Genomic DNA, 22,611 nt, shown 5'->3' on the forward strand with positions numbered 1-22,611 from the left:
AAGGTTTCCAAAACCTTATAGGTCTAGCAAGTATCCCCTATGAAACAGTACTTTCATACTTATTCAAAAAAACTCCTTACTGGAAGTTTAATGAGCATCTTTTTATTGCCATTTTTGGGAATAGGAGGTTGTTCGTATGGTATTTCTACCCTGCAAGAAGCGGCCAAAGACTCGGTGGCCGAGCGAATGTTGCTGTTTCAACGAAACAACGGCGGATGGCCTCAGCCAGGTGGTGATGCTATTAATTACAACCTCAGCCTAACGGATGGGCAAAAAGCAATACTGCTTTCTGAAAAGGGAAAACTTGACGCGACCATCGACGATAAAGCAACAACGCGCGAAATCAATACGCTGGTTAAGGCCTACAAAAAGACCCAAAATACCACCTACTTGAAAGCCGCTGAAAATGGAATAAAGTATTTATTGGCGGCGCAAAACTCCGCAGGAGGCTGGGGGCAGTTCTTTCCAGATACGAGTGGATACCATAAACACATCACTTATAACGACCAAGCGATGATGGATGTGATGTGGATTTTTAAAAACATTACCGAGGGTAAAAATGATTTTGATGCAGTAAAAACCTTGATTCCCCAAGCCAAAGCCGCAATGGCGAAGGGAATCGACTGCATCCTGAAAACTCAGTACGTTCAGCACGGAAAACTGACGGCTTGGTGTGCACAACACGACCGAAAAACGCTGCTTCCTGCCAAGGCACGGGCGTTTGAGTTAGCCTCACTAAGCGGCAATGAAAGCGTAGGTATTATTCAGTTCTTGATGGCGATTGACAATCCTTCGCCCGAAATCAAAAGAGCGATTCAGGCCGCAGTAGCGTGGCTAGACTCAGTAAAAATAGTAGGTATTCGCGTTGATAATGTGGTAGATGCATCACAGCCCAAGGGCAAAGACCGTATCGTGGTCACCGACCCTACATCGACTTTATGGGCGCGATTTTATGAACTTGACACCAATAAGCCATTCTTTACGGGGCGTGATAGTGTACCAAAGGTAACCTTGGCCGAAATCGAAAACGAACGCCGCGTGGGCTATGCCTACTATGGAAACTGGCCCGCAAAACTTATATCAACCGAGTACCCCAATTGGGTGCAAAAGTGGGGAAAATAACCCTGTCCCCGACTTGCAGTCGGGGACACCCTGGTGTAACGTCTCCGACGTTGATTATTGAGATGCAAGTCAGAGACTTTAGCCCATGCCCGTCCCGACTCCAAGTCGTGATGAGCGCGTAAGCTGTCCCCGACTTGCAGTCGGGGACGCTCTGGTATAACGTCTCCGACGTTGATTATTGAGATGTAAGTCAGAGACTTTAGCCCATGCCCGTCCCGACTTAAAGTCGTGACGAATGAGAAGAATAAACAATAAAAAATATGAAAAGCGTCTTTTGGTTGTGTCTTTTATTGACGGGGTCGTTGTTTGCCCAAACAACCTCCAAAAACGTATTGATTGTTGCCCAAGACGGCTCGGGAGATTTCACGACGGTGCAAGCAGCATTCAATGCCATTCCGCTCAACAATACGAAAGACGTGCTCATTCGTATCAAAAAAGGCGTTTACAAGGAAAAATTGACCCTTGACTCAACCAAAAACCACGTCACTGTCATGGGAGAAGATCCTGAAAATACGATTTTGACGTACGATGATTTTTCGGGAAAAATAAACCCACAAGGCGTAAAGCTCGGAACAACTACCTCCACTTCTACGCGCATCGTTGCCAACGATTTTACGGCCATCAATATCACCTTTGCCAACTCCGCAGGCCCTGTTGGGCAAGCCGTAGCAATGCTTGTCGATGGTGACCGTGCTCGTTTCATCAATTGCCGTTTTTTAGGATGCCAAGATACGCTCTATCCCAAGCGAGAAGGAACGCGGCAATATTACCAAAATTGTTACATTGAAGGAACGGTCGATTTTATTTTCGGGTGGGCAACGGCCTATTTTCAACAATGCCACATACATTCAAAGTTGCAAGGCGGCTACTACACGGCAGCCTCTACGCCGCAAGGACAAGTCCATGGTTTTGTATTTAACGAATGTACACTCGATGGCGAATCGCCCGAGGCAAGTGTGTATTTGGGACGACCGTGGCGAGATTATGCCCAAACGGTATTCTTGAACTGTACGATGTCGAACGTAGTAAAGCCCGAAGGCTGGCATAATTGGGATAAGGTTCATGCCGAAAAAACTGCTTTTTATGCCGAATATGGTTCAAAAGGAGCGGGTGCCATTGCCTCAAAACGAGTGTCGTGGTCAAAACAGTTGACCGAAATCGAAGCCCAAAAATATACGATTGGAAGGGTGCTTGCAGGTAAAGACAACTGGAACCCGCAAGGCCCCTTGTTGACCTTTGGCTTGACCAATGTCCCCGATACTTCGTTCAACGTGCCAAAAGCTTTTTCTCAACTTCAAAAACAGTACCCAAAAGTCTCTAAAGTATCCTTTTCGTTGCCAATTTCGGTAGCGGAAGAACGAAATGTGACCTATTGTTCGGTAGGTGCTCGCAATTTGCAGCTGGATGTGTTTTATCCCAAAAGTAAGTCCAAGAGACTTCGCCCAGCGGTGTTGGTGATTCATGGCGGCGGCTGGCGTTCGGGCGACCGCACGCACCACGTGCCTTTGGCCCAAAAGTTAGCGGAACAAGGTTTTGTAGCCGTAACAGTAGAGTACCGCCTTTCGACCGAAGCATTATATCCTGCGGCTGTGCATGATTTGAAAGCGGCGGTACGTTGGATGCGAGCCAATGCCAAAAAATACCAAATTGACCCCAATAAAATTGCCTCTTTGGGCTTTTCGGCGGGAGGACAATTGGCGGCTTTGTTAGGAACAACCAACGACAATCCAGCTTTTGAAGGAAGCCAAGGTGAGTACATGGCTTTTTCAAGTCGAATCAACGCCATTGTCGATTTGGATGGAACATTGGCCTTTATTCATCCCGAATCGGGAGAAGGCGACGATAGCAAAGGGATTTCGGCCGCTACGTATTGGTTTGGCTACAACAAAACCCAAAAACCTGAACTTTGGCACGAAGCGGGCGCCCTCAACCATGTGGACAAAAACACGCCTCCTATTTTGTTTGTGAATAGTTCTGTAGATCGTATGCACGCTGGTCGTGACGACATGCGGCGAAAACTTGATGCGCTTCATATCTATTCGGAAGTTCACTCTTTTCCCGACGCGCCGCATACGTTTGTACTGTTTCATCCTTGGTTTGAACCTGTCTTGAGCCACAGCGTTCAGTTCTTAAACAAGGTTTTTGAAACGAAAATTAAATAGCCTTTTTTAACCAAACCATAGTTTCGTATTTTTTCGAGAAAGGGGGCGCTTTGCTCCCTTTTTTATTACCAATAAATAGGGTTAAAGTTCTATTCAAGCAGACAGTTCAGGAGGGTTAGTTTTTTTTAAAAAAGTATAATTGTCATCAGGTTTCGGCGGGTAATTCTTGAAAAATTGCAAAAACCCCTTTAAATGGCTCAAAAAGCCTTTTTTTAAGAAGCCACCTTAACACAATGAAGCCCTAAAGAGCCCATTGGCGGAGAAAAACGACAAATGAACTGAAAAGAAAAAAGAAAATTCTTTCATTTGTTTTTGTTTTTGTTGCTTTTTTCTTCGTTTGTTAGAGGTAGTTAACCAAAAAATAACACAATTAGCTTTTGTTTTCATGGTAATCCAACGTTTTTTTATTCCTTTTTTCTTGTGCTTAGTCGTCACTCAAGCTGCTTTTTCGCAATTGGCCAAATGGCAGTCGGGAGTAGTGGTAGATGAGTTTATTTTTGAAACCGCGCCTTTTCCTGAGAGTCACGCCTCAACCATCGCCGAGACGTCCAAAGGTTTGGTCGCGGCTTGGTTTGGGGGGACCAAAGAACGCAATCCCGACGTGTGTATTTGGGTCAGCCGTCAGGTAAATGGCAAGTGGACTGCTCCCCAGAACGTAGCCGATGGCGTTGTCAACGACAAACTCCGCTATGCGTGTTGGAACCCCGTTTTGTTTCAAATCCCTAACGGAGATTTGATGTTGTTTTACAAAATCGGTCCAAGCCCGTCGGAGTGGAAAGGTTGGTTGAAGACCTCTTCGGACGGTGGCCTTACGTGGTCAGAAGCTAAAGCCCTGCCCGAAGGGTTTTTAGGCCCGATTAAAAATAAACCCGTATTGCTTTCCAACGGAAACTTGATGAGCCCGACTAGCACTGAAGGAAAAGGTGGTTGGCAAATTCATTTTGAGGTAACGCCCGATTTTGGTAAAACATGGAGAAAAATAGGCCCCATCAACGACGGTAAAACCATCAACGCCATTCAACCGAGCATTTTGAATCACGGCAAGGGCAAATTGCAGATTTTGGCCCGCAGCCGTAACCGCGCATTAGTGGAAGCATGGTCAAATGACAATGGCGAGACTTGGTCGGAATTAGCTAAATCAAGTTTGCCCAATAACAACTCTGGTACTGACGCCGTGACGCTCAAAGACGGTCGTCATGCGCTGGTTTACAACCATGTACTGCCCCCAGGTGACTTGGCCAAAGGCCCGCGCACGCCCTTGCATCTTTCTGTTTCAAAAGATGGCAAAGAATGGGATGCAGCGGTGATTTTGGAAGATTCCCCCATTAGTCAGTATTCGTATCCTTCGGTGATTCAGACCTCCGACGGGATGATTCACGTGATTTATACGTGGCGTCGTCAGCGCATCAAGCACGCGGTAGTTGACCCTAAAAAAATGAAGTTAATTCCTATCAAAGACGGACAATGGCCTGAGTTGGACGGGTACAAAGCCCCCCAACCTGCCGAAGCCGAAAAGAACTAAAGACTTTCCAAGTTTTCAAAACTTGGAAAGTCTCATAATACGTAAAAAATAGCTGAATCCTCTAATAACCATAAATAAGTACCCATGCTCACCCAACGTCGCCAATTCTTGAAACAAAGTAGTGTACTCATTGCAAGTATGCTATTGGGAGTGGCGCGTGGGTGGGCGGGTTCAAGTCACCGTTACAAAGTAGCAGTAGTGGATTTGATGATTTTGAAACGCCAAAAATTAAGTGCTTTCCAGCTAACCAAAGACATTGGAGCCGACGGAGTAGAAATCGACATGGGAGGTTTGGGTAATCGGGAAACTTTTGATAATCAATTAGCTAAGTCAGAAGTGCGCCAGCAGTTTTTGGACAAAGCCAAAGAATTGCAACTGGAAATTTGTTCGCTGGCAATGACGGGTTTTTACGCTCAGTCGTTTGCGACGCGCCCTACGTACCAGCGCATGGTGCAAGACTGTATCGACACCATGAAAGCCATGAATGTGAAAGTAGGCTTTTTGCCATTGGGTGTTCAGGGGGATTTGGTGCAAAACCCCGAATTACGCCCTGCCATTGTAGAACGCCTAAAAGTAGTAGGGAAAATGGCCCAAAAAGCAGGTGTTGTGATTGGTATTGAAACGTCGTTGGACGCTCAAGGAGAAGTAGAATTATTAAAAGAAATCGGCTCCAAACACATTCAAATCTATTTCAATTTTTCAAATCCGCTTAAAGCAGGACGAGACTTGTTGAAAGAGCTTAAAATACTGGGTCGCAAGCGTATTTGCCAAATTCATTGCACCGATGAAGACGGGGTTTGGCTCGAACACAATACCCGCCTCGACCTCAACAAAGTAAAACAAACCCTCGACGAAATGAAGTGGGTGGGTTGGCTGGTTATTGAGCGTTCCCGCGATGCCAAAGAGCCGCACAACGTCAAGAAAAATTTCGGAGCAAATACCCAATACATCAAGTCTGTTTTTCAGACCTCTTAAACGGATGAAAAAACTCCTTTTTCATATCCTCCTACTTCCTCTTTGGGCTTACGCACAGGACTATCAACTGTGGTACAATGTTCCTGCCGAAAAGTGGACAGAAGCGTTGCCCATTGGCAACGGCAGAGTAGGGGCGATGGTGTTTGGAGGGGTAAAAAAAGACCGTATTCAGTTCAATGAAGAAACCCTCTGGACGGGTGAGCCACGTAACCCTAACCGACAAGATGCGGCGAAGTACTTGGCCGAAATCCGTCAGTTGTTGGCTGAAGGAAAACAAAAAGCGGCGGAACAACTGGCCGAAACCCATTTTATGGGGCTAAAAACCCAAGCGGGCAACAAGGAGCAGTGGACAAGCGACATGCTGGCTTTGAAAGGGCTAAAGGGAAATCCTGCGTTGCCAGATTATGATGATGCGACTTGGGAAACGATGGTTGTTCCAGCGTATGAAGGTTGGGAAACCGTCGGGTTTGAGGGCTTAGATGGAGCCGTTTGGTTTCGGACGGTAGTCGATATTCCCGCCGATTGGCAAGGGAAAAGCGTAGTGTTGGACTTAAACCGTATTCGTGATTATGATCTTACGTACGTCAATGGGCAGTTGATTGGAGCGACCAACAGCATGGAGGCGCGTAAATACCGCATTCCTGCCAATGTACTTCGGACGGGACGAAATGTGATTGCTGTACAGGTACTTAACTACGTGGATAAAGGAGGAATTGCAGGCTACAAAGACACTTCTCGTCCAATTGGACTCTATCCCGAAGGTGAAGCAAGTGCATTGATTTCGTTAGTAAAACCGTGGAAATATAGAATTCAAGACGAAAATCCCCCTGCGACACCAAAATATCAGGCCGATTATCAGCCTTTTGGTGATTTGACGTTGACATTCTCAGATTTGGGCGAAATCAGCGATTATCGCCGCGAGCTCCGTTTGTCGGACGCGCTTTGTAAAACCAGTTTTCGCGCCAACGGAACGCGTTTTACCCGAACATATTTTGTGAGTGAACCTCAGCAAGTTATGGCCGTTTGCCTAGAAGCTGACCGCAAAGCTAGTTTGTCTCTTACGGCTGCGTTGAGCAGTCCGCACAAAGGTTACTTACTTCGCCGCGTGGACAATCATACGTTGGCATTGTCGGTAAAAGTGAAAAATGGCGCGTTGAAAGGGGAAAGTTACCTGACAGTGCAGTTGCAAAATGGCACGCTTAAATGCACCGACCAAGGCATTGAAATTGAAAAAGCCGACAGGGTTACGTTTTACTTGGCAGCGGCGACCAACTACGTCAATTACCAAGATATTTCGGCCAACCCAACGGTGCTTTGTGAAAAAACAATCGCGGCTATTGGGAAAAAAACGTACGAAGAAATACGGACGGCTCACCTGAAAGAATACCAATCGTACTACCAAACGTTCTCGATTGACTTGGGTAAAAGTGCCGCCGCAACCCTACCGACTCAGCAACGACTTGCGCAGTTTGGCCAAACCCCAGACCCTGCTTTGATGGCCTTATATGTACAATATGGCCGTTACTTGCTGATTTCCAGCTCACGTCCCAAGACTCGTCCCGCCAACTTGCAGGGGATTTGGAACGACTTATTGGCGCCACCTTGGGGAAGTAAATATACCACCAACATCAACGCCGAGATGAACTATTGGGGAGCCGAAGTGCTTAACCTTTCGCCATTGCATGAGCCGTTGTTGGAAATGATGAAAGAATTGTCGGTGGCAGGGCAAGAAACGGCCCGCACTTACTACAACGCACGCGGCTGGGTCGTACACCACAATACCGATATTTGGCGCACCACAACCCCTATCAATGCTTCCAATCACGGCATTTGGGTCACAGGAGCGGCATGGCTTTGTCAGCACTTGTGGGAACATTACTTGTTTACGCAAGACCGTGAATTTTTACAAAAAACCGCCTACCCGATGATGAAAGAAGCGTCGGTGTTTTTTGTGGATTTTTTGGTCAAAGACCCCAAAACGGGTTGGTTAATTAGTACGCCTTCCAATTCACCCGAAAACGGAGGGCTGGTGGCAGGCCCAACGATGGATCACCAAATCATTCGCGGATTACTTAAAAGCTGCATCGCGGCGTCGGAAGTACTCAAAACCGACGAAGCGTGGCGAAAAAAACTGCAAACTACCTATGCTCAAATTGCCCCTAACCAAATTGGAAAATACGGACAGTTGCAAGAATGGCTCGAAGACAAAGACGATACCACCAACAAACACCGCCACGTATCGCACTTGTGGGGGCTACACCCAGGCAACGAAATCAATTGGGACGAAACGCCTGAGTTGACCAAAGCTGCCCGCCAATCGCTGCTATACCGTGGCGATGAAGGAACGGGTTGGAGTTTGGCGTGGAAAATCAACTTTTGGGCACGTTTCAAAGAGGGTGAACACGCCCAAAAGATGGTCAAAATGTTATTGCGCCCCGCCTCGGGAGCAGGAGGCTCGTACGCCAACTTGTTCGACGCCCACCCGCCGTTTCAGATTGATGGAAATTTTGGCGGTTCGGCAGGCATCGTTGAGATGTTGCTACAGAGTCACACCAAGTACATTGACCTTTTACCAGCATTGCCCCCCGACTTACCCACAGGAACGGTACGAGGTATCAAAGCGCGTGGTGGTTTTGAACTGGATTTTAGTTGGGAACAAGGCAAACTCACTTACGTAAAAATCACGTCTGTGGCGGGGAATCCTTGCACCCTGCGCTACGCAGGGAAAGTGACAAAATTGGTAATCCAAAAAGGGCAAATAATTGAATTGAAGAAGTTTTAAATGAGTATAACTAATTGAAAATGAAGAAATTATTGTTTGTTTTTTGGGCCATGGCTACGACTGCATTGGGGCAAGCCAACGACAAAGAAATCACTTACGAACAAGTAGTAATACAGCGTGCCCAAAAGATAGTGGCGGCGTTGCAACTGCCTGATTCTGCTCAGTTTAAACGAGTAAGTCACCGCGTAGCCAAGCAATACCTCGATTTGAATACCCTTCACGAAGGCGTAAAAACAGCTAAAAAAGCATTGGCCGAACCGTCGGAAGAAAAAGTAAAACAGTTGGAGTCGGAAATGAATGTTCAACTGGGGCAATTACACAAAAACTACCTTACCGACCTTGCCAAAGAACTTACACCCGCCCAAGTTGACCAAATAAAAGATGGAATGACGTACGGCGTGTTGCCCAAAACCTACCGTGGCTACCAAGAAATGCTGCCTGATTTGACCGAAACCCAAAAGGCCCAAATCCTGACGTGGCTCACCGAAGCCCGTGAATTGGCCATGGACGCCGATACCTCAGAAAAGAAACATGCTTGGTTTGGCAAATACAAAGGCAAAATCAACAATTACCTATCAGCCCAAGGAATTGACATGAAAAAGGCGGGTCAAGACTGGGAAAAACGAATCAAAGAAGCAAAAAATAAATCCTAATGTGCCTCTTTGCACGTGGTTGCTCACAACCTAAGGTGTGCCAGCGGTTGCTTACAACCGCGCCTCTGTGCGAGCAACCGCGATTTTAGAATACTAATAAACCTCAAACTAAGTTCAAAACTAATCCAATTACTCTTCAATGAATCCTTTTTTACAAACCAAACTAACATGGGACAAAAGCCTTGCCAAGGCGTGTCTCACGGCGGTAGTAGCTGTTTGTTTTATGGGAGTTTCCTACGCTGAAAAACACGAAGGAACTACCTTAAAAACAACCGTGAAAACGGCCGCAATTACCGTAACAGGAAATGTAAAGGACGCTGCTGGGCAACCCATTCCAGGGGCCAACGTGATTATCAAAGGTTCAAAAGTAGGAACATTTACCAACGGTGAAGGGAATTTTAAAATTGATTTACCCAAAGGAAACGAAATCCTAGTGATTAGTTCGGTGGGGTACAAGATGCGTGAAATTGCCGTAAATGGCCAAACCAACATTAACTTAACCCTCGACGACGACGTGGCTTCCATCAGCGAAGTCGTTGTAGTCGGTTATGGTTCGCAGAAAAAAGTGAGCCTTACAGGGGCGGTTGCTGCCGTTGACATGAAAGCCATTCAAGAATTACCCGTCGGGAGTTTGTCGGCGGCGTTGCAGGGTCAAATGCCAGGGGTAAGTGTGTCTGGAGGAACAAGCCGCCCTGGTGATAATGGTCAGTTGACCGTTCGTAACCCTATCATTTTGTCAAAAGACGGAGGGACTTTGCGTCCATTGTTTGTCATTGACAACGTCGTAAGAACTGAAGATGACTTCAACTTATTGGACGTGTCGGAAGTAGAAGCTATTTCGGTACTAAAAGATGCGGCTGCGGCCATTTACGGAGCGCGTTCTAACCAAGGAGTAGTGGTGGTAAGTACCAAACGCGGAAAAGCAGGCGCGCCAAAGTTTAGCTACAGCGGCTCGGTGGGGGTATCGGATGCGGCGATGTTGCCCAAAATGATGAATGGATATGAACATGCTACCTACATGAATAACCTCAACTTTGCGGCAGGTCGTCCAGCTACTGATCCATTAATTTATACCCAAGACGAACTCGATCATTTTAAACAAAACAACTACGATTGGTTAAAAATGGCGTGGAAACCTTCGTCGGTGATGCGTCATGCGCTCAACGTAAGCGGAGGAAGAGAGCGTGCTACGTACTTTGCGGGAATTACGTACAATGCCCAAAATGCCAATTTCGATAACATTAACGCCAACAAATGGACGTTTCGTGCGAGTGCTGACATCGTCGTAGCCAAAGGGCTGAAAACGGGCTTGTCGTTGAGCGGTGATTTGTATGATAAACAAATGTACTACCTCAAACAAGGCGGCGAAAATCCTGAAAACGACATGAAGTCGCTGCTGTTTACGCCTCAATTTAACCCGCCGTATGTAAACGGCCTTCCAGTATTATTGTCGAATGCAGGAAACGTAAACACAGTTGATGCGTTTCACTTTTTTGAAGTGCAAAACTCCGACAACTTCACCCGTACGCGCAACACGGGCTTGAACGTCACGGCTAATATTGACTATGAAATTCCGTTCATCAAAGGATTAAAAGCCCGCGTATTATTTGCCAAAACCATTGATAATAGCTTCGGAAAGCAATACGGAACCAAGTACAACGTGTACGCTTTCAGTATGTTAGGTCAGAATAAACACATTTATGGAGGCAATATTTTACGGACGGTATCTATGAACAATGGCGACCGCGTACGTATCAACCCAAGCTACAACGATACGTACCAATTTAATGGCTATTTGAACTACGACCGTCAATTTGGCAAACATCATGTTTCGGGAATTGCCTTCTTTGAGCAGTCAGAAACCAATTACGACAACGTGGCCGCTATGGCCGAAGGTGTCATCATCGGTGGGCTGCCCAACATGCGTTATGCCACAGGTACTCAAACGGCTTCTGAAAGCCAATCAGAGTCAGGAAACTTGTCGTACGCAGGCCGTATCAATTACAACTACGGCAATAAATACTTGTTGGAAGTTGCCGCTCGCTACGATGCTTCTACCAACTTTGCCCCCGAATACCGCTGGGGCTTTTTCCCGTCGGTGTCGGCTGGTTGGGTCATTTCGGACGAAAATTTCTTCAAAAACAACGTCTCTTTTATTGATTTCTTGAAATTCCGTGGGTCGGTTGGATTCATGGGGGGAGATGCCACCAAAGCCTATAACTGGCTCACAAGCTATTCTATCCAAACGGGCAAAGGAGCCGTGTTTGGCGGAAATAGCGACCGTCCGTTGATTATTTCCCCTAACAACGCCATGGCCAACCGTCAGGCACGTTGGGATAACAACACCAAGTACAACTTCGGGATTGATGCTCAATTCTTGAAAAATCGCTTGTCGCTAGGACTAGATGCGTTCTACGACCATCGTTACAATATGCTTACGGCGCTTACGTCGTCGGTGCCATTGCTCGTCGGTGCTACTCTTCCATCGGAAAACTATGCGTCAGTCGATGGTTTTGGCTACGAAATTTCGTTGGGCTGGGCTGATAAAATCACCAATGATTGGACGTACAAAGTCAACGCGTTTTTGTCGTGGAGTGACAACAAACAATTGAAGGTGGATGTGGACAAAGGTAAAATTGGCACTTACGAAGACCCTATCGGAAAATCTACTGACATGGGCGTGCAAGGCTACCAATATGCGGGTATGTTTCGTACGCAGCAAGACGTGGATAGCTGGTTGGAGAAAAACCCAGGTTATACCATTTTTGGGGCTGCTCCTAAGCCAGGAATGCTTTATTATCAGGACGTGAGAGGGCCCAAAGATGCAACAGGACAATACACCGCTCCCGACGGAAAAATTACGACGGATGACCAGTTGTTTTTAACCAAAAAAGCAAACAATCATTACGGACTGGGTTTCAACGTAAGTACTACCTACAAAAACTTATCGGTATCGGTCGTAATGGGGGCTTCGTTTGGAGGACAAGCCGTCATCGAATCGTCAGCGCGTAATCAAGCAACCTTGACCGCCAACCGTCCGCAGTTTTGGGCTGATCACTGGACACCCGAAAATACCACAGCGGCTTATCCAAATCCTTATTATAGAGATACTTACCAAGTGGTATCTGATTTTTGGTTTGCCAATTCGTTGTCGGCGGGAATGCGTAACTTCAACGTGTCGTATGGATTGCCCGCGAAGGCAGCAAAAAAACTGGGCATGAGCAATCTTAAAGTTTATGTCGTAGCTGTCAATCCGTTCAATTTCTACAATCCATACAGCTACAAAGCGTACTCAGGAAGCTATGATGCGTATCCAACTTTGCGCTCGTTCTCGTTGGGTCTAAACCTTGGATTGTAGTGAGCGCGGTTGCTCTCAGCCGCGTTGTAACCTGTTAGTAATGAACAAAAAAGTGGTTTGCCACAAAACAAATGACAACAATGAAACGTAATTATTTTTCTATACTCAGCCTTTTGGGACTGCTTGGACTGGCAAGTTGCGAAAAGGTACTCGATAAAACTGATTTAGGTTCGGTCAACGGTAGTCTTATCTTTAAAGACTCTGTCCTGGCACGCATGAATTTGGACTACATCTACGATCAAAACCTACCCGTTTGGGGAGGAGCATGGGGTACACGCCCCGACCTTTCGGATGAGTCGTCGGGTGAAAGTAAGTTTTTTGAAGGAACCCTATTGGTCAACGACGTAGCTGATTTTGGCACGGCACTGAACGCCACAAACAACTACGGGAAGATTCGAGTAATCAATACTTTTATCAATGATGTAAACGGAGGAACAATTGCCCAAGCTACTAAAAACCGCCTCAACGCGCAGGCTCAATTCTTTCGGGCATGGCGTTATTTTGACTTGGTTCGTTTGTATGGAGGCGTACCTTTGGTCACAAAACCACTTCAAGCAGTAGGAGTAGAAGCCCGCGAAGCCGCGTTTTTGTCAAGAAATACGACCACCGAAACGTACAAGCAAATTGTCAGCGATTTAGATTCAGCAATGTTGTTCTTGCCAGGCAGGTGGGGAGGCTCATCAGATTGGGGGCGTATCACCAAAGGAGGTGCGGCTGCGCTCAAAGGTCGTGCCTTGTTGTACGCGGCAAGTCCGCAGTTTAACCCAACGGACGATGCGGCTAAATGGCAAGCTTCGTATGCAGCCAACAAACAAGCGTATGATTTGCTAGTGGCCAACGGATACGGTTTACACGCCTCGTTTGACCAATTGTGGTTTCAGGAAGTGAACAATCCAGAAGCGGTTTTCTTGACGGGTTTTAACACGTCAACGGGTGACCAAACCAGAAAAAACAACGGCTATGATAACTCCACTCGCCCATCGTACGCAGGTACAGCGGGAGGTTCTAACCAGCCTTCGTGGGAAATGGTAAAAGCATTCCCAATGAAAGATGGTAAAAAAGCAGGAGAATCGACCAAATACACTTATTCTGACCAATTGTTTTACAAAAACCGTGATCCTCGTTTTGACAAAACCATTGCTTACAATGGCGTGAATTGGCCTTTGAATGGAAATACATCGTACAAGCTTTGGACGTATTTTGTGAGTAACAAAACAGTAGAAGTAAAGGCTTCAAACACAGGTTTTTATACACGAAAGGCGATTAACCCAACAGTAGGCGTAAGCGATGTACAGTTTTCTGGAACCGATTGGATTGAGATTCGTTTTGCGGAAGTGTTGCTTAATTTAGCCGAAAGTGCTTGTGGAATCAATAGCCTTGATGAAGCTTATACCCACCTCAAAGCCATCCGTAAAAGAGCGGGGATTGAGGCAGGAACCGACGGATTATACGGCCTAAAAGCCAACATGACGCGCGCCGAAATGTTTGAAGCGATTTTGTTTGAGCGCCAGCTTGAGTTTGCCTTTGAAGGAAAGCGTTTTTGGGACTTGCGTCGTTGGAAACTTATTGAGAAGACGTTGAACGGAAAAAGAAGAACAGGCGTGACCATCAACCTTAAAACAACGGGCGTGCCTGCTGATTTTGCTACCACGCGCGACAACGTTGATTTGGATGTAGCTTATACCAATTATTTCACGATTGTGACTAAGCAATTGGATACTAAATACGCAATCAACTGGAAACCAGAGTATTATTTCTTTGCCATCCCGCAGTCGGCCATTGACAATAATCCTAAAATTATTCAAAATAATACCTGGGGCGGCGGCTTTGACCCTTTGAAGTAAAAAAAACAAATCTATGAAAGAGACTGTAATCACACCAGACTTAGAATTATACAATACTGGTTTTCTAAAAAATCAGCGGTTATCTGCGCTTGAAAATCTGCGTCATCTGCGGGCTAAATTTTCATCACTTTTGGTGATAGCGGTGTTACTGGGAACAAAACAACCCGTTGTAGCCCAGTATCCGCAAGTTCCCCAAGACGTGCAAAAAGCCAGCGACGAAATGCTCAAAGAAGCGATGCACCAGTCGAATATTGCTTGGCAAAAGGCATTGCCCATCATTCAAAAAGAATCCCGCGAAGGAAAACCGTACATTCCGTGGGCAGCACGCCCTGTCGATTTGCCACAAGCTTCAATTCCTGCTTTTCCAGGAGCTGAAGGGGGAGGCGCTTTTTCGTTTGGCGGTCGCGGGGGTAAAGTGTATGTGGTGACTAGCCTCGAAGACAGCGGCCCAGGAACCCTCCGCGATGCCTGTGAACAAGGAGGTGCGCGCACCATTGTGTTTAACGTAGCAGGTATCATTCGCCTCAAAACGCCCTTGATTATTCGTGCACCATACATTACGATTGCAGGGCAGACAGCCCCAGGCGATGGTGTTTGTGTGGCAGGTGAGTCAGTCTGGATTAATACGCACGACGTCGTGATTCGGTACATGCGTTTTCGTCGGGGAGAAACTTTTGTTGGTCGTCGCGATGATTCCATTGGTGGCAATCCCATTGGGAATATCATCATTGACCACGTTTCGGCCAGTTGGGGCTTAGACGAAAATATGTCGATGTACCGCCACATGTACAACGACAGCACGGGAGCTATTGAACAAAAGCTACCGACGGTCAATATTACCATTCAAAACTCTATTTTTTCCGAAGCATTAGATACGTGGAATCACGCCTTTGGCAGCACGTTGGGGGGCGAAAACTGCACATTTATGCGTAATCTCTGGGCTGATAATGCAGGGCGTAACCCCTCGATTGGTTGGTTTGGAGTTTTCAATTTCGTCAATAACGTAGTCTTCAACTGGGTACACCGCTCGGTGGACGGTGGCGATTATCGCGCGATGTATAATATTGTCAACAATTATTTTAAACCAGGGCCATTGACTCCCAAAGATTCTCCTATCGGGTACCGTATTTTGAAACCCGAATCAGGCAGAAGTAAACTGGGGTATTTGACGTTTGGGCGTGCCTACGTGGACGGCAACGTAGTGGAAGGAAATGACGTGGTGACGAAAGACAACTGGAAGGGTGGGGTTCAAGTCGAAAATTTCAAAAATGCCGATAAGTATATGCCAGACATCAAAGTGAATGCACCACTTCCGATGCCCGAAATGACGATTCTACCTACGGCTAAAGCCCACGACTATGTATTGGCCAATGCAGGAGCTACTTTGCCAAAACGTGACCCCGTGGATACACGCATTGTGGAGCAAGTTCGTACAGGAAAAATTACGTACTTAGAAGGTGTAAAACTTCCTGAGACGCAGTTTAAACACCGTCGTTTGCCCATTGATTCGTACAAACAAGGTATCATCACGGACATTGCGCAAGTAGGTGGGTATCCTGACTACAAAGGAACTCCTTATACCGATACCGATAAAGATGGAATGCCTGACGCTTGGGAAACTAAAAACGGTCTCAACCCACGCGACCCATCGGATGCAAGTGCGGATAAAAACAAGGATGGCTATACCAATATCGAGGACTACCTCAATAGCGTAGTGTCGGTAAAACAGGTTAAACCCTAGTGTTTTGTTTGGCCACAGAGTTTCACGAAGTTAGGTACAAAGTTTCACAGAGGTTTATACATTGTGTAACTCCGTGAAAAACTTTGTGCTACTCTGTGTCTATCATTGTAAATTGTAAATCGTGCTGAGGGTTGCTCACAACCCGACTAATAAAATGTCGAGTGCAGAGGGCAGAATGTCGAATATTGTGTTCCTCGTGCTGAGGGTTGCTCACAACCCGACCAAATCGTAAACGAATAAGTCAAAATCCGTTTTGAGAATATTTTTACATACACTACTATTTCTGGCGGCACTAATGGGAGCAGAGCTTCAGGCTCAAACTCCCAAACCTGTCAAGAAACAACCCCCTGTTTACCAAAATGAGCAGGGGCATTTGGTTTACACCCCTGATTCTCTCGGCAACCGCATCCCCGACTTTTCATACTGTGGGTATCGGGCAGGAGCCGAGGCCATTCCCGACGTGCCGATTCAGGTAGTAGTAAACACGCAAAAAGGCGATGCAACTAACCGCATTCAGGCGGCGATTGATTATGTAGCCACATTACCATTGGATAGAAACGGCTTCAGAGGAACGGTTTTGCTAGGAAAAGGAACGTTTGAAGTGGCGGGCCAACTGACCCTCAAAGCGTCGGGGGTTGTGCTGCGGGGAAGTGGCATGACTGAAAATGGTACTACCATCGTAGGCACAGGTACGTCGCGAGAACATTTAGTCAATGTCATTGGTGGCCAAAATGTAGTATCAAAGAGCCGTTTACGAATCACAAATCCGTACGTACCCGTCAATGCAACGACCCTATTCGTTGATGACGCGTCGGGTGTAAAAGTAGGAGATGCAGTACAAGTACATCGCCCTTCGACCAAAGAATGGATTCAAGCCCTTGGGATGGAGCATTTTGGCGGAGGAGTAACGGCGTTGGGCTGGAAGGTGGGACAACGTGATAGCTATTGGGATAGAACGATTACAGCCATTTCGGGGAATGAATTAACGCTGGACGCTCCCCTCACCGTTGCCTTGGATGCCACGTACGGAGGCGGAAACGTACGAGTTTATCAACAACAAAACACGATTACCAACGTAGGGGTCGAAAACCTACAATTGGTGTCGGCCTATGATGTTACCAACCCCAAAGACGAAGACCATCGCTGGGTAGGAGTTTCGTTCGACCAAGTGCAAGATGCGTGGGTACGCCAAGTAACATTCAAATACTTTGCAGGTGCTGCTGTGAGTGTTTTGACTTCTGCTCGTCGCGTTACCGTCGAGGATTGCCGAGCGTTCGAGCCTGTTTCAGAGGTTGGCGGAGAGCGTCGTTATACCTTTTTTACCCAAGGTCAACAATGCCTTTTTCAACGCTTATATGCCGAAAATGGCTACCATGATTTTGCCGTGGGATACTGTGCGGCAGGCCCCAATGCCTTTGTGCAATGTGAATCGCATGAGCCGTATAGTTTCAGCGGAACCATCGACAGTTGGGCGTCGGGTATATTGTTTGATGTGGTCAATATCGACGGGAAAGCGCTTAGTTTTGGAAACCGTGGCCAAGACGGTCAAGGGGCAGGTTGGACGGCGGCCAACAGCGTATTTTGGCAATGCACAGCGGCCAAGGTCGATTGTTCAAAGCCTCCTACGGCTCAAAATTGGGCGTTTGGTACGTGGGCACAGTTTACGGGAAATGGGCATTGGGAAATGTCCAACGAACATATTCGCCCTCGAAGTTTGTATTATGCCCAACTCTCCGAACGCATCGGTAATTCGGCCAACGCTCGGGCAATTCTGATGCCCGTGGCGTCTGAAGCGTCGAGTAGCCCTAAAGTAGAGGTAGCGATGGCGCTGACAAAATTGGCGCAGCAACCCGTTTTGACCTTAGATGAATTTATTCAAAAAGCCCCCGAAAGACAGCCCATTACAACCCAAACAACGGCAAAAACAATCGAACAACTTGGCTTGCCAACGGCATCGAAGATTATGAATGTACCTGCATTGACCCTTCAAAATGGTTGGTTGGTGCGTGGGAATGTCGTACAAACGGGCAAGCGACAAGAAGTGCCTTGGTGGAATGGAAGCGCGCGCCCGCACGGGTTGGAAAATGCCAAACCTCATTTGACTCGCTTTGTACCTCGGATGACGGGGCGTGGCCTGACCGACGACCTGAATGAGGTGAGTGATTGGATGAAGGCCAATAACGTGTTGGCGATTGACCACAATTATGGCCTTTGGTACGACCGCCGCCGCGATGACCACGAGCGCATCCGACGGATGGACGGTGAAGTGTGGACTCCCTTTTATGAATTGCCGTTTGCACGGAGCGGAAAAGAAACGGCTTGGGACGGCCTGAGCAAATACGATTTGACGCAGTATAATCGGTGGTATTGGAGCCGCCTCCAACGGTTTGCCCAATTGGCCGACCAAAAAGGGCTGGTGCTGATTCACCAAAACTATTTCCAACACAACATCATCGAAGCGGGAGCGCATTACGCCGATTTTCCGTGGCGTCCTGCCAATAACCTCAACCAAACGGGCTTTCCCGAACCCGTGCCTTACGCGGGCGACAAGCGGATTTTTATGGCGGAGCAGTTTTATGATGTGTCGCACCCCGTTCGTCGGCAGCTGCACCGAGCTTATATCCGTCAGTGCCTTGATAATTTTATGGAACAAACAGGTGTAATTCAGTTGATTAGTGCAGAATATACGGGGCCATTAGCGTTTGTGCAGTTTTGGCTCGATGTCATCAAAGAGTGGGAAAAAGAGAAAAAGAAAAATGTGTTGGTAGGTCTAAGTACAACCAAAGATGTCCAAGACGCAATTTTGGCAGATGCTTCACGCGCCGCCACGGTTGATATGATAGACATTCGGTACTGGCATTACCAAGCCAATGGCACGGCTTACGCGCCCGCAGGAGGGCAAAATTTGGCACCCCGCCAACATGCGCGCTTACTTTCTCCCAAACGCAGTTCATTTGACCAAGTGTATCGGGCGGTCAGTGAGTATCGCCAACAATTTCCTGACAAAGCCGTGATGTACTCGGGCGATAGTTATGATTCTTTTGGGTGGGCAGTATTGTTAGCGGGTGGCTCGATGGCAAGTATCCCTTCGGTGGCAGACACTCAATTTTTGAAAGACCTACCCACCATGAAGCCGTTGGCATCTTCTGCCCCGCAGCAATGGATGCTAGGAAATGCCAACGTTGGATTTGTCATTTATACCGAAGCTGCCGAAGTAATGCTTGATTTAACGGCGGTTCCCCATTCATTTTCGGTGAAATTTATTCATCCCAAAACGGGAGCAGTGGTTTCATCGAATGACTCCGTGAAGGGTGGGAGCGTAGCAACTATCAAAAATGGGACAGGGGCTGCTTCGGTCATTTGGTTGCAAAAAAGATAACCCTTTCCAAGGTTCTAAACCTTGAAAAGGGTCAAACCATTAACGTTTTCCAATGAAACGACTTTTATTCCTTTTTCTCCTCACATGTTTATGCTGCTCGTGCCGCAAAGACGTGTGGCTATTTACTTCTTTTCACGAGCCCGCCAACGAGGGCTTACGAATGTTATACAGCTACGACGGGCGTCACTGGAATGGCCTCAATAAAACCTTATTGAAGCCCGAAATCGGAACGCAGAAAGTAATGCGTGACCCCTCAATAGCAAGAGGAAAAGACGGTACGTATCATTTGGTTTGGACAACGAGCTGGAAGGGAGACAAAGGGTTTGGCTATGCCAGTTCGAAAGACCTGCTTCACTGGTCGGAGCAACGGCTCTTGCCTGTGATGGCGCATGAGCCAACCACCGTCAATGTGTGGGCGCCTGAGCTATTTTATGACGACGAAGCCGACCGATTTATCATTATTTGGGCTTCCACGATTCCGTTTCGTTTTCCTCGGGGAATTGAAGATGAAGACAACAACCACCGAATGTATTGTACCACAACCAAAGATTTTAAGACATTTACCCCTACCCAACTCTTTTTTGACCCAGGTTTTAGTGTGATTGATGCGGTGATTGTCAAGCGTCAAAAAAACGACTATGTGTTGGTTCTAAAAGATAACACTCGTCCTGAACGAAACCTGAAAGTTGCCTTTGGTAAAACGCCGTTAGGCCCTTTTGAAAACGTATCGGTGCCGTTTAGCAAAAAATTTACGGAAGGGCCTTCGGTAGTGAAAACGGGAGACGAATGGCTGATTTACTTTGATACCTACCAAGATAAGCGGTACGACGCCGTCCGAACCAAAGATTTTAACACCTTTAGCGACGCCAATGCCCATATCGCTGTGCCGCAAGGACACAAGCATGGGACGATTTTTAAAGGAAGTAAAAAAGTACTAAAAGGTTTACTGGAGTGAGTAGGCCAGGGCTGAAGCCCTTTTGCTGAGTAGCTAAGGCTGATCCACGCCCTAAAGGACGTGGTTACAGGAGGAGAGGGAACAAACTCTTATAACCCCATGCTTTAGCGTGGGGCATGAAAAGATAAAGAAGGCGAATTACAGAAGAAATGAAACTCTTATAACCCCATGCTTTAGCGTGGGGCATGAAAAAAACGTAATAGAGAGGGGCTTTAGCCCTGACTAACTTTGGTACAAATGAAGCACAAACACCATTTTATCCTCTTACTCGCTTGGCTAATTGGCACAGTTGTCCAAGCCCAAGACACCATTCGTTACGTAGGCAAAACGCTTTCCAACGTGGACTACCACCACGGGCAATTGAGTCCTGCGGTGGGAGTGCATAACATTCAGGTATTCAGGGCCGACCGTGAAAGTAAAAACGGAACGGCGCTGGATTGGACCTACAACCACGCCCCAATGCTCGTGTATTGGAACAACACCTTTTACTTGCATTATTTAAGCAATCCCGTCGGAGAACACGTTCCGCCTGGGGCGACGCTCATTACCTCCTCCAAAGACGGCTATCAATGGACAACCCCAACGGTGCTTTTTCCGACGTATCGTATTCCTGACGGCTGGACAAAACAAGGGTATGCGGGCGTGGCCAAAAACTTAGATGCTGTCATGCACCAACGCATGGGCTTTTTTGTATCGAAAAAAAATCGCTTGCTGACGTTGGCGTACTACGGGATTGCCTTGGATGCCAAAGATGACCCGAACGATGGGAAAGGAATTGGACGAGTGGTGCGTGAAATTTATCCCGATGGACGGTTTGGACCTATTTATTTTATTCGTCACAATGCTACTTGGGACAAGTCGAAATCGGCTTATCCGTTTTATACCACCTCCAACGATGCTGGTTTTGTGGAGGCTTGCAACGAACTGTTGGCCAACCCGCTCATGATGCAGCAATGGCTCGAAGAAGCCGACCGCGACGACCCTCTCGTACCGTTGAAGCGGGAGCTAAAGGCGTTTAGTTATTATCATTTGCCCAATGGAAACGTCGTTGGTTTGTGGAAACATGCCTTGACGTCGGTAAGTAAGGACAACGGCAAAACGTGGTTGTATGCGCCATTGCGGGCACCAGGCTTTGTTAACAGCAACGCTAAAATTTGGGGACAAAGGACGTCTGATGGGCGCTATGCCACGGTCTATAACCCTGCGGAGTTTCGCTGGCCGTTGGCGGTATCGGTCAGTAAAGATGGCCTTACCTACGATAACTTGTTGTTGGTCAATGGCGAAATTACGTCCATGCGCTACGGAGGAAATTACAAATCGTACGGGCCTCAGTATGTTCGGGGAATCGAAGAAGGAAATGGTACGCCACCTGATAAAAACCTGTGGGTAACGTACAGCATGAATAAAGAGGATATTTGGGTGTCAAAAATTCCCGTTCCTATCACTGACGAAGTAAAAACGCACGTCAATGAGGTATTTAACGATTTACCTTCGGGACAAGAACTCAACTATTGGAATGTTTTTAGTCCATTGCGCGCCTCGGTAAAAATGGAAAAAGCGGCGGATGGTTCCAAAAACTTGGTGCTACGCGACAGCGACGCGTTTGACTACGCCAAAGCCGAACGTATTATTCCTGAAAGTAAGAAAGTGGAGATTACGTTTACGGTTGTTCCCCAACAAACCGACAAAGGACGCTTGCACATTGAATTACAAGACGCCAAAGGCAGCGCCGCAACGCGTTTGATTTTTGATGCGGATGGGGAACTGAAAGCCAAAGTCGGCTACCGAAATTCGGGCATTATGAAATACGAAGCAGGAAAAGCCTACGAAATTCGCCTTGAACTCGACCAAAGCAAACGAATTTTTAATGTGTTTGTAAATGGCCAAAGCAAGGGGGCAAAAGTCTATTTTGCTCCCGTGGCCTCGTTCAAACGGGTTGTTTTCCGCACGGGCGAAGTCCGCCGTTTCCCCGATGCCGATACGCCCACCGACCAAAACTATGATTTGCCTAACAGCAGCGCCGTGGAGACGGAAGCCGTGTTTGTGATAAAATCATTGAAAACGGCGAACAACTGATGTTTTGGCATACTCAGTGATGATACTCTGTGTCTAACTCTG

The 22,611-nt window shown here is 47.1% G+C and carries 12 protein-coding genes; all 12 read left to right on the forward strand.

The window, feature by feature from the left end; all coding sequences use genetic code 11:
• Nucleotides 1-39 precede the first annotated feature (39 nt).
• The 12 genes from pelA (at nt 40) to AC23P2_RS19300 (ending at nt 22,569) form a co-directional block, all read left to right on the forward strand.
• Nucleotides 40-1,122 (forward strand): pectate lyase, encoded by a 1,083-nt coding sequence (gene pelA / locus AC23P2_RS19245; RefSeq protein ID WP_487774703.1) that lies wholly within the window; start codon nt 40-42, stop codon nt 1,120-1,122.
• 260 nt (nt 1,123-1,382) lie between these two features.
• Nucleotides 1,383-3,284 carry a pectinesterase family protein gene (locus AC23P2_RS19250; RefSeq protein ID WP_487774704.1) on the forward strand — a complete coding sequence of 634 codons (1,902 nt, stop codon included), beginning with the start codon at nt 1,383-1,385 and terminating at the stop codon, nt 3,282-3,284.
• 385 nt (nt 3,285-3,669) lie between these two features.
• Nucleotides 3,670-4,806 (forward strand): sialidase family protein, encoded by a 1,137-nt coding sequence (locus AC23P2_RS19255; protein WP_487774705.1) that lies wholly within the window; start codon nt 3,670-3,672, stop codon nt 4,804-4,806.
• Between the two features lie 84 nt (nt 4,807-4,890).
• Nucleotides 4,891-5,781, forward strand: a complete 891-nt coding sequence (locus tag AC23P2_RS19260) for a sugar phosphate isomerase/epimerase family protein (protein WP_487774706.1) — start codon at nt 4,891-4,893, stop codon at nt 5,779-5,781.
• A gap of 4 nt (nt 5,782-5,785) precedes the next feature.
• Entirely contained in the window at nt 5,786-8,563 is a 2,778-nt protein-coding gene (locus tag AC23P2_RS19265; RefSeq protein ID WP_487774707.1) for a glycoside hydrolase family 95 protein, read from the forward strand.
• 20 nt (nt 8,564-8,583) lie between these two features.
• A complete protein-coding gene (locus AC23P2_RS19270; protein WP_487774708.1) occupies nt 8,584-9,216 on the forward strand; it encodes a DUF3826 domain-containing protein in 633 nt (210 codons plus the stop codon).
• Nucleotides 9,217-9,355: 139 nt separating this feature from the next.
• Nucleotides 9,356-12,574 carry a SusC/RagA family TonB-linked outer membrane protein gene (locus tag AC23P2_RS19275; RefSeq protein ID WP_487774709.1) on the forward strand — a complete coding sequence of 1,073 codons (3,219 nt, stop codon included), beginning with the start codon at nt 9,356-9,358 and terminating at the stop codon, nt 12,572-12,574.
• 80 nt (nt 12,575-12,654) lie between these two features.
• Nucleotides 12,655-14,418 carry a RagB/SusD family nutrient uptake outer membrane protein gene (locus tag AC23P2_RS19280; RefSeq protein WP_487774710.1) on the forward strand — a complete coding sequence of 588 codons (1,764 nt, stop codon included), beginning with the start codon at nt 12,655-12,657 and terminating at the stop codon, nt 14,416-14,418.
• 13 nt (nt 14,419-14,431) lie between these two features.
• Nucleotides 14,432-16,159 carry a pectate lyase family protein gene (locus tag AC23P2_RS19285; RefSeq protein WP_487774711.1) on the forward strand — a complete coding sequence of 576 codons (1,728 nt, stop codon included), beginning with the start codon at nt 14,432-14,434 and terminating at the stop codon, nt 16,157-16,159.
• A 253-nt stretch (nt 16,160-16,412) separates the two neighbouring features.
• Entirely contained in the window at nt 16,413-19,538 is a 3,126-nt protein-coding gene (locus AC23P2_RS19290; RefSeq protein WP_487774712.1) for a DUF6298 domain-containing protein, read from the forward strand.
• Between the two features lie 52 nt (nt 19,539-19,590).
• Nucleotides 19,591-20,493 carry a glycoside hydrolase family 43 protein gene (locus AC23P2_RS19295; RefSeq protein WP_487774713.1) on the forward strand — a complete coding sequence of 301 codons (903 nt, stop codon included), beginning with the start codon at nt 19,591-19,593 and terminating at the stop codon, nt 20,491-20,493.
• Nucleotides 20,494-20,730: 237 nt separating this feature from the next.
• Nucleotides 20,731-22,569 (forward strand): exo-alpha-sialidase, encoded by a 1,839-nt coding sequence (locus tag AC23P2_RS19300; RefSeq protein ID WP_487774714.1) that lies wholly within the window; start codon nt 20,731-20,733, stop codon nt 22,567-22,569.
• Nucleotides 22,570-22,611 lie beyond the last annotated feature (42 nt).

This window comes from Runella sp. R0.1_18 (genome assembly GCF_057652155.1).

What these genes read in the sequence shown, in the direction of transcription:
- AC23P2_RS19265 (WP_487774707.1), top strand. Translation starts at nt 5,786, where the DNA reads ATGAAAAAACTCCTTTTTCATATCCTCCTACTTCCTCTTTGGGCTTAC.
- AC23P2_RS19270 (WP_487774708.1), top strand. Translation starts at nt 8,584, where the DNA reads ATGAAGAAATTATTGTTTGTTTTTTGGGCCATGGCTACGACTGCATTG.
- AC23P2_RS19285 (WP_487774711.1), top strand. Translation starts at nt 14,432, where the DNA reads ATGAAAGAGACTGTAATCACACCAGACTTAGAATTATACAATACTGGT.
- AC23P2_RS19300 (WP_487774714.1), top strand. Translation starts at nt 20,731, where the DNA reads ATGAAGCACAAACACCATTTTATCCTCTTACTCGCTTGGCTAATTGGC.
- AC23P2_RS19295 (WP_487774713.1), top strand. Translation starts at nt 19,591, where the DNA reads ATGAAACGACTTTTATTCCTTTTTCTCCTCACATGTTTATGCTGCTCG.
- AC23P2_RS19260 (WP_487774706.1), top strand. Translation starts at nt 4,891, where the DNA reads ATGCTCACCCAACGTCGCCAATTCTTGAAACAAAGTAGTGTACTCATT.
- pelA (WP_487774703.1), top strand. Translation starts at nt 40, where the DNA reads ATGAAACAGTACTTTCATACTTATTCAAAAAAACTCCTTACTGGAAGT.
- AC23P2_RS19250 (WP_487774704.1), top strand. Translation starts at nt 1,383, where the DNA reads ATGAAAAGCGTCTTTTGGTTGTGTCTTTTATTGACGGGGTCGTTGTTT.
- AC23P2_RS19280 (WP_487774710.1), top strand. Translation starts at nt 12,655, where the DNA reads ATGAAACGTAATTATTTTTCTATACTCAGCCTTTTGGGACTGCTTGGA.
- AC23P2_RS19255 (WP_487774705.1), top strand. Translation starts at nt 3,670, where the DNA reads ATGGTAATCCAACGTTTTTTTATTCCTTTTTTCTTGTGCTTAGTCGTC.
- AC23P2_RS19275 (WP_487774709.1), top strand. Translation starts at nt 9,356, where the DNA reads ATGAATCCTTTTTTACAAACCAAACTAACATGGGACAAAAGCCTTGCC.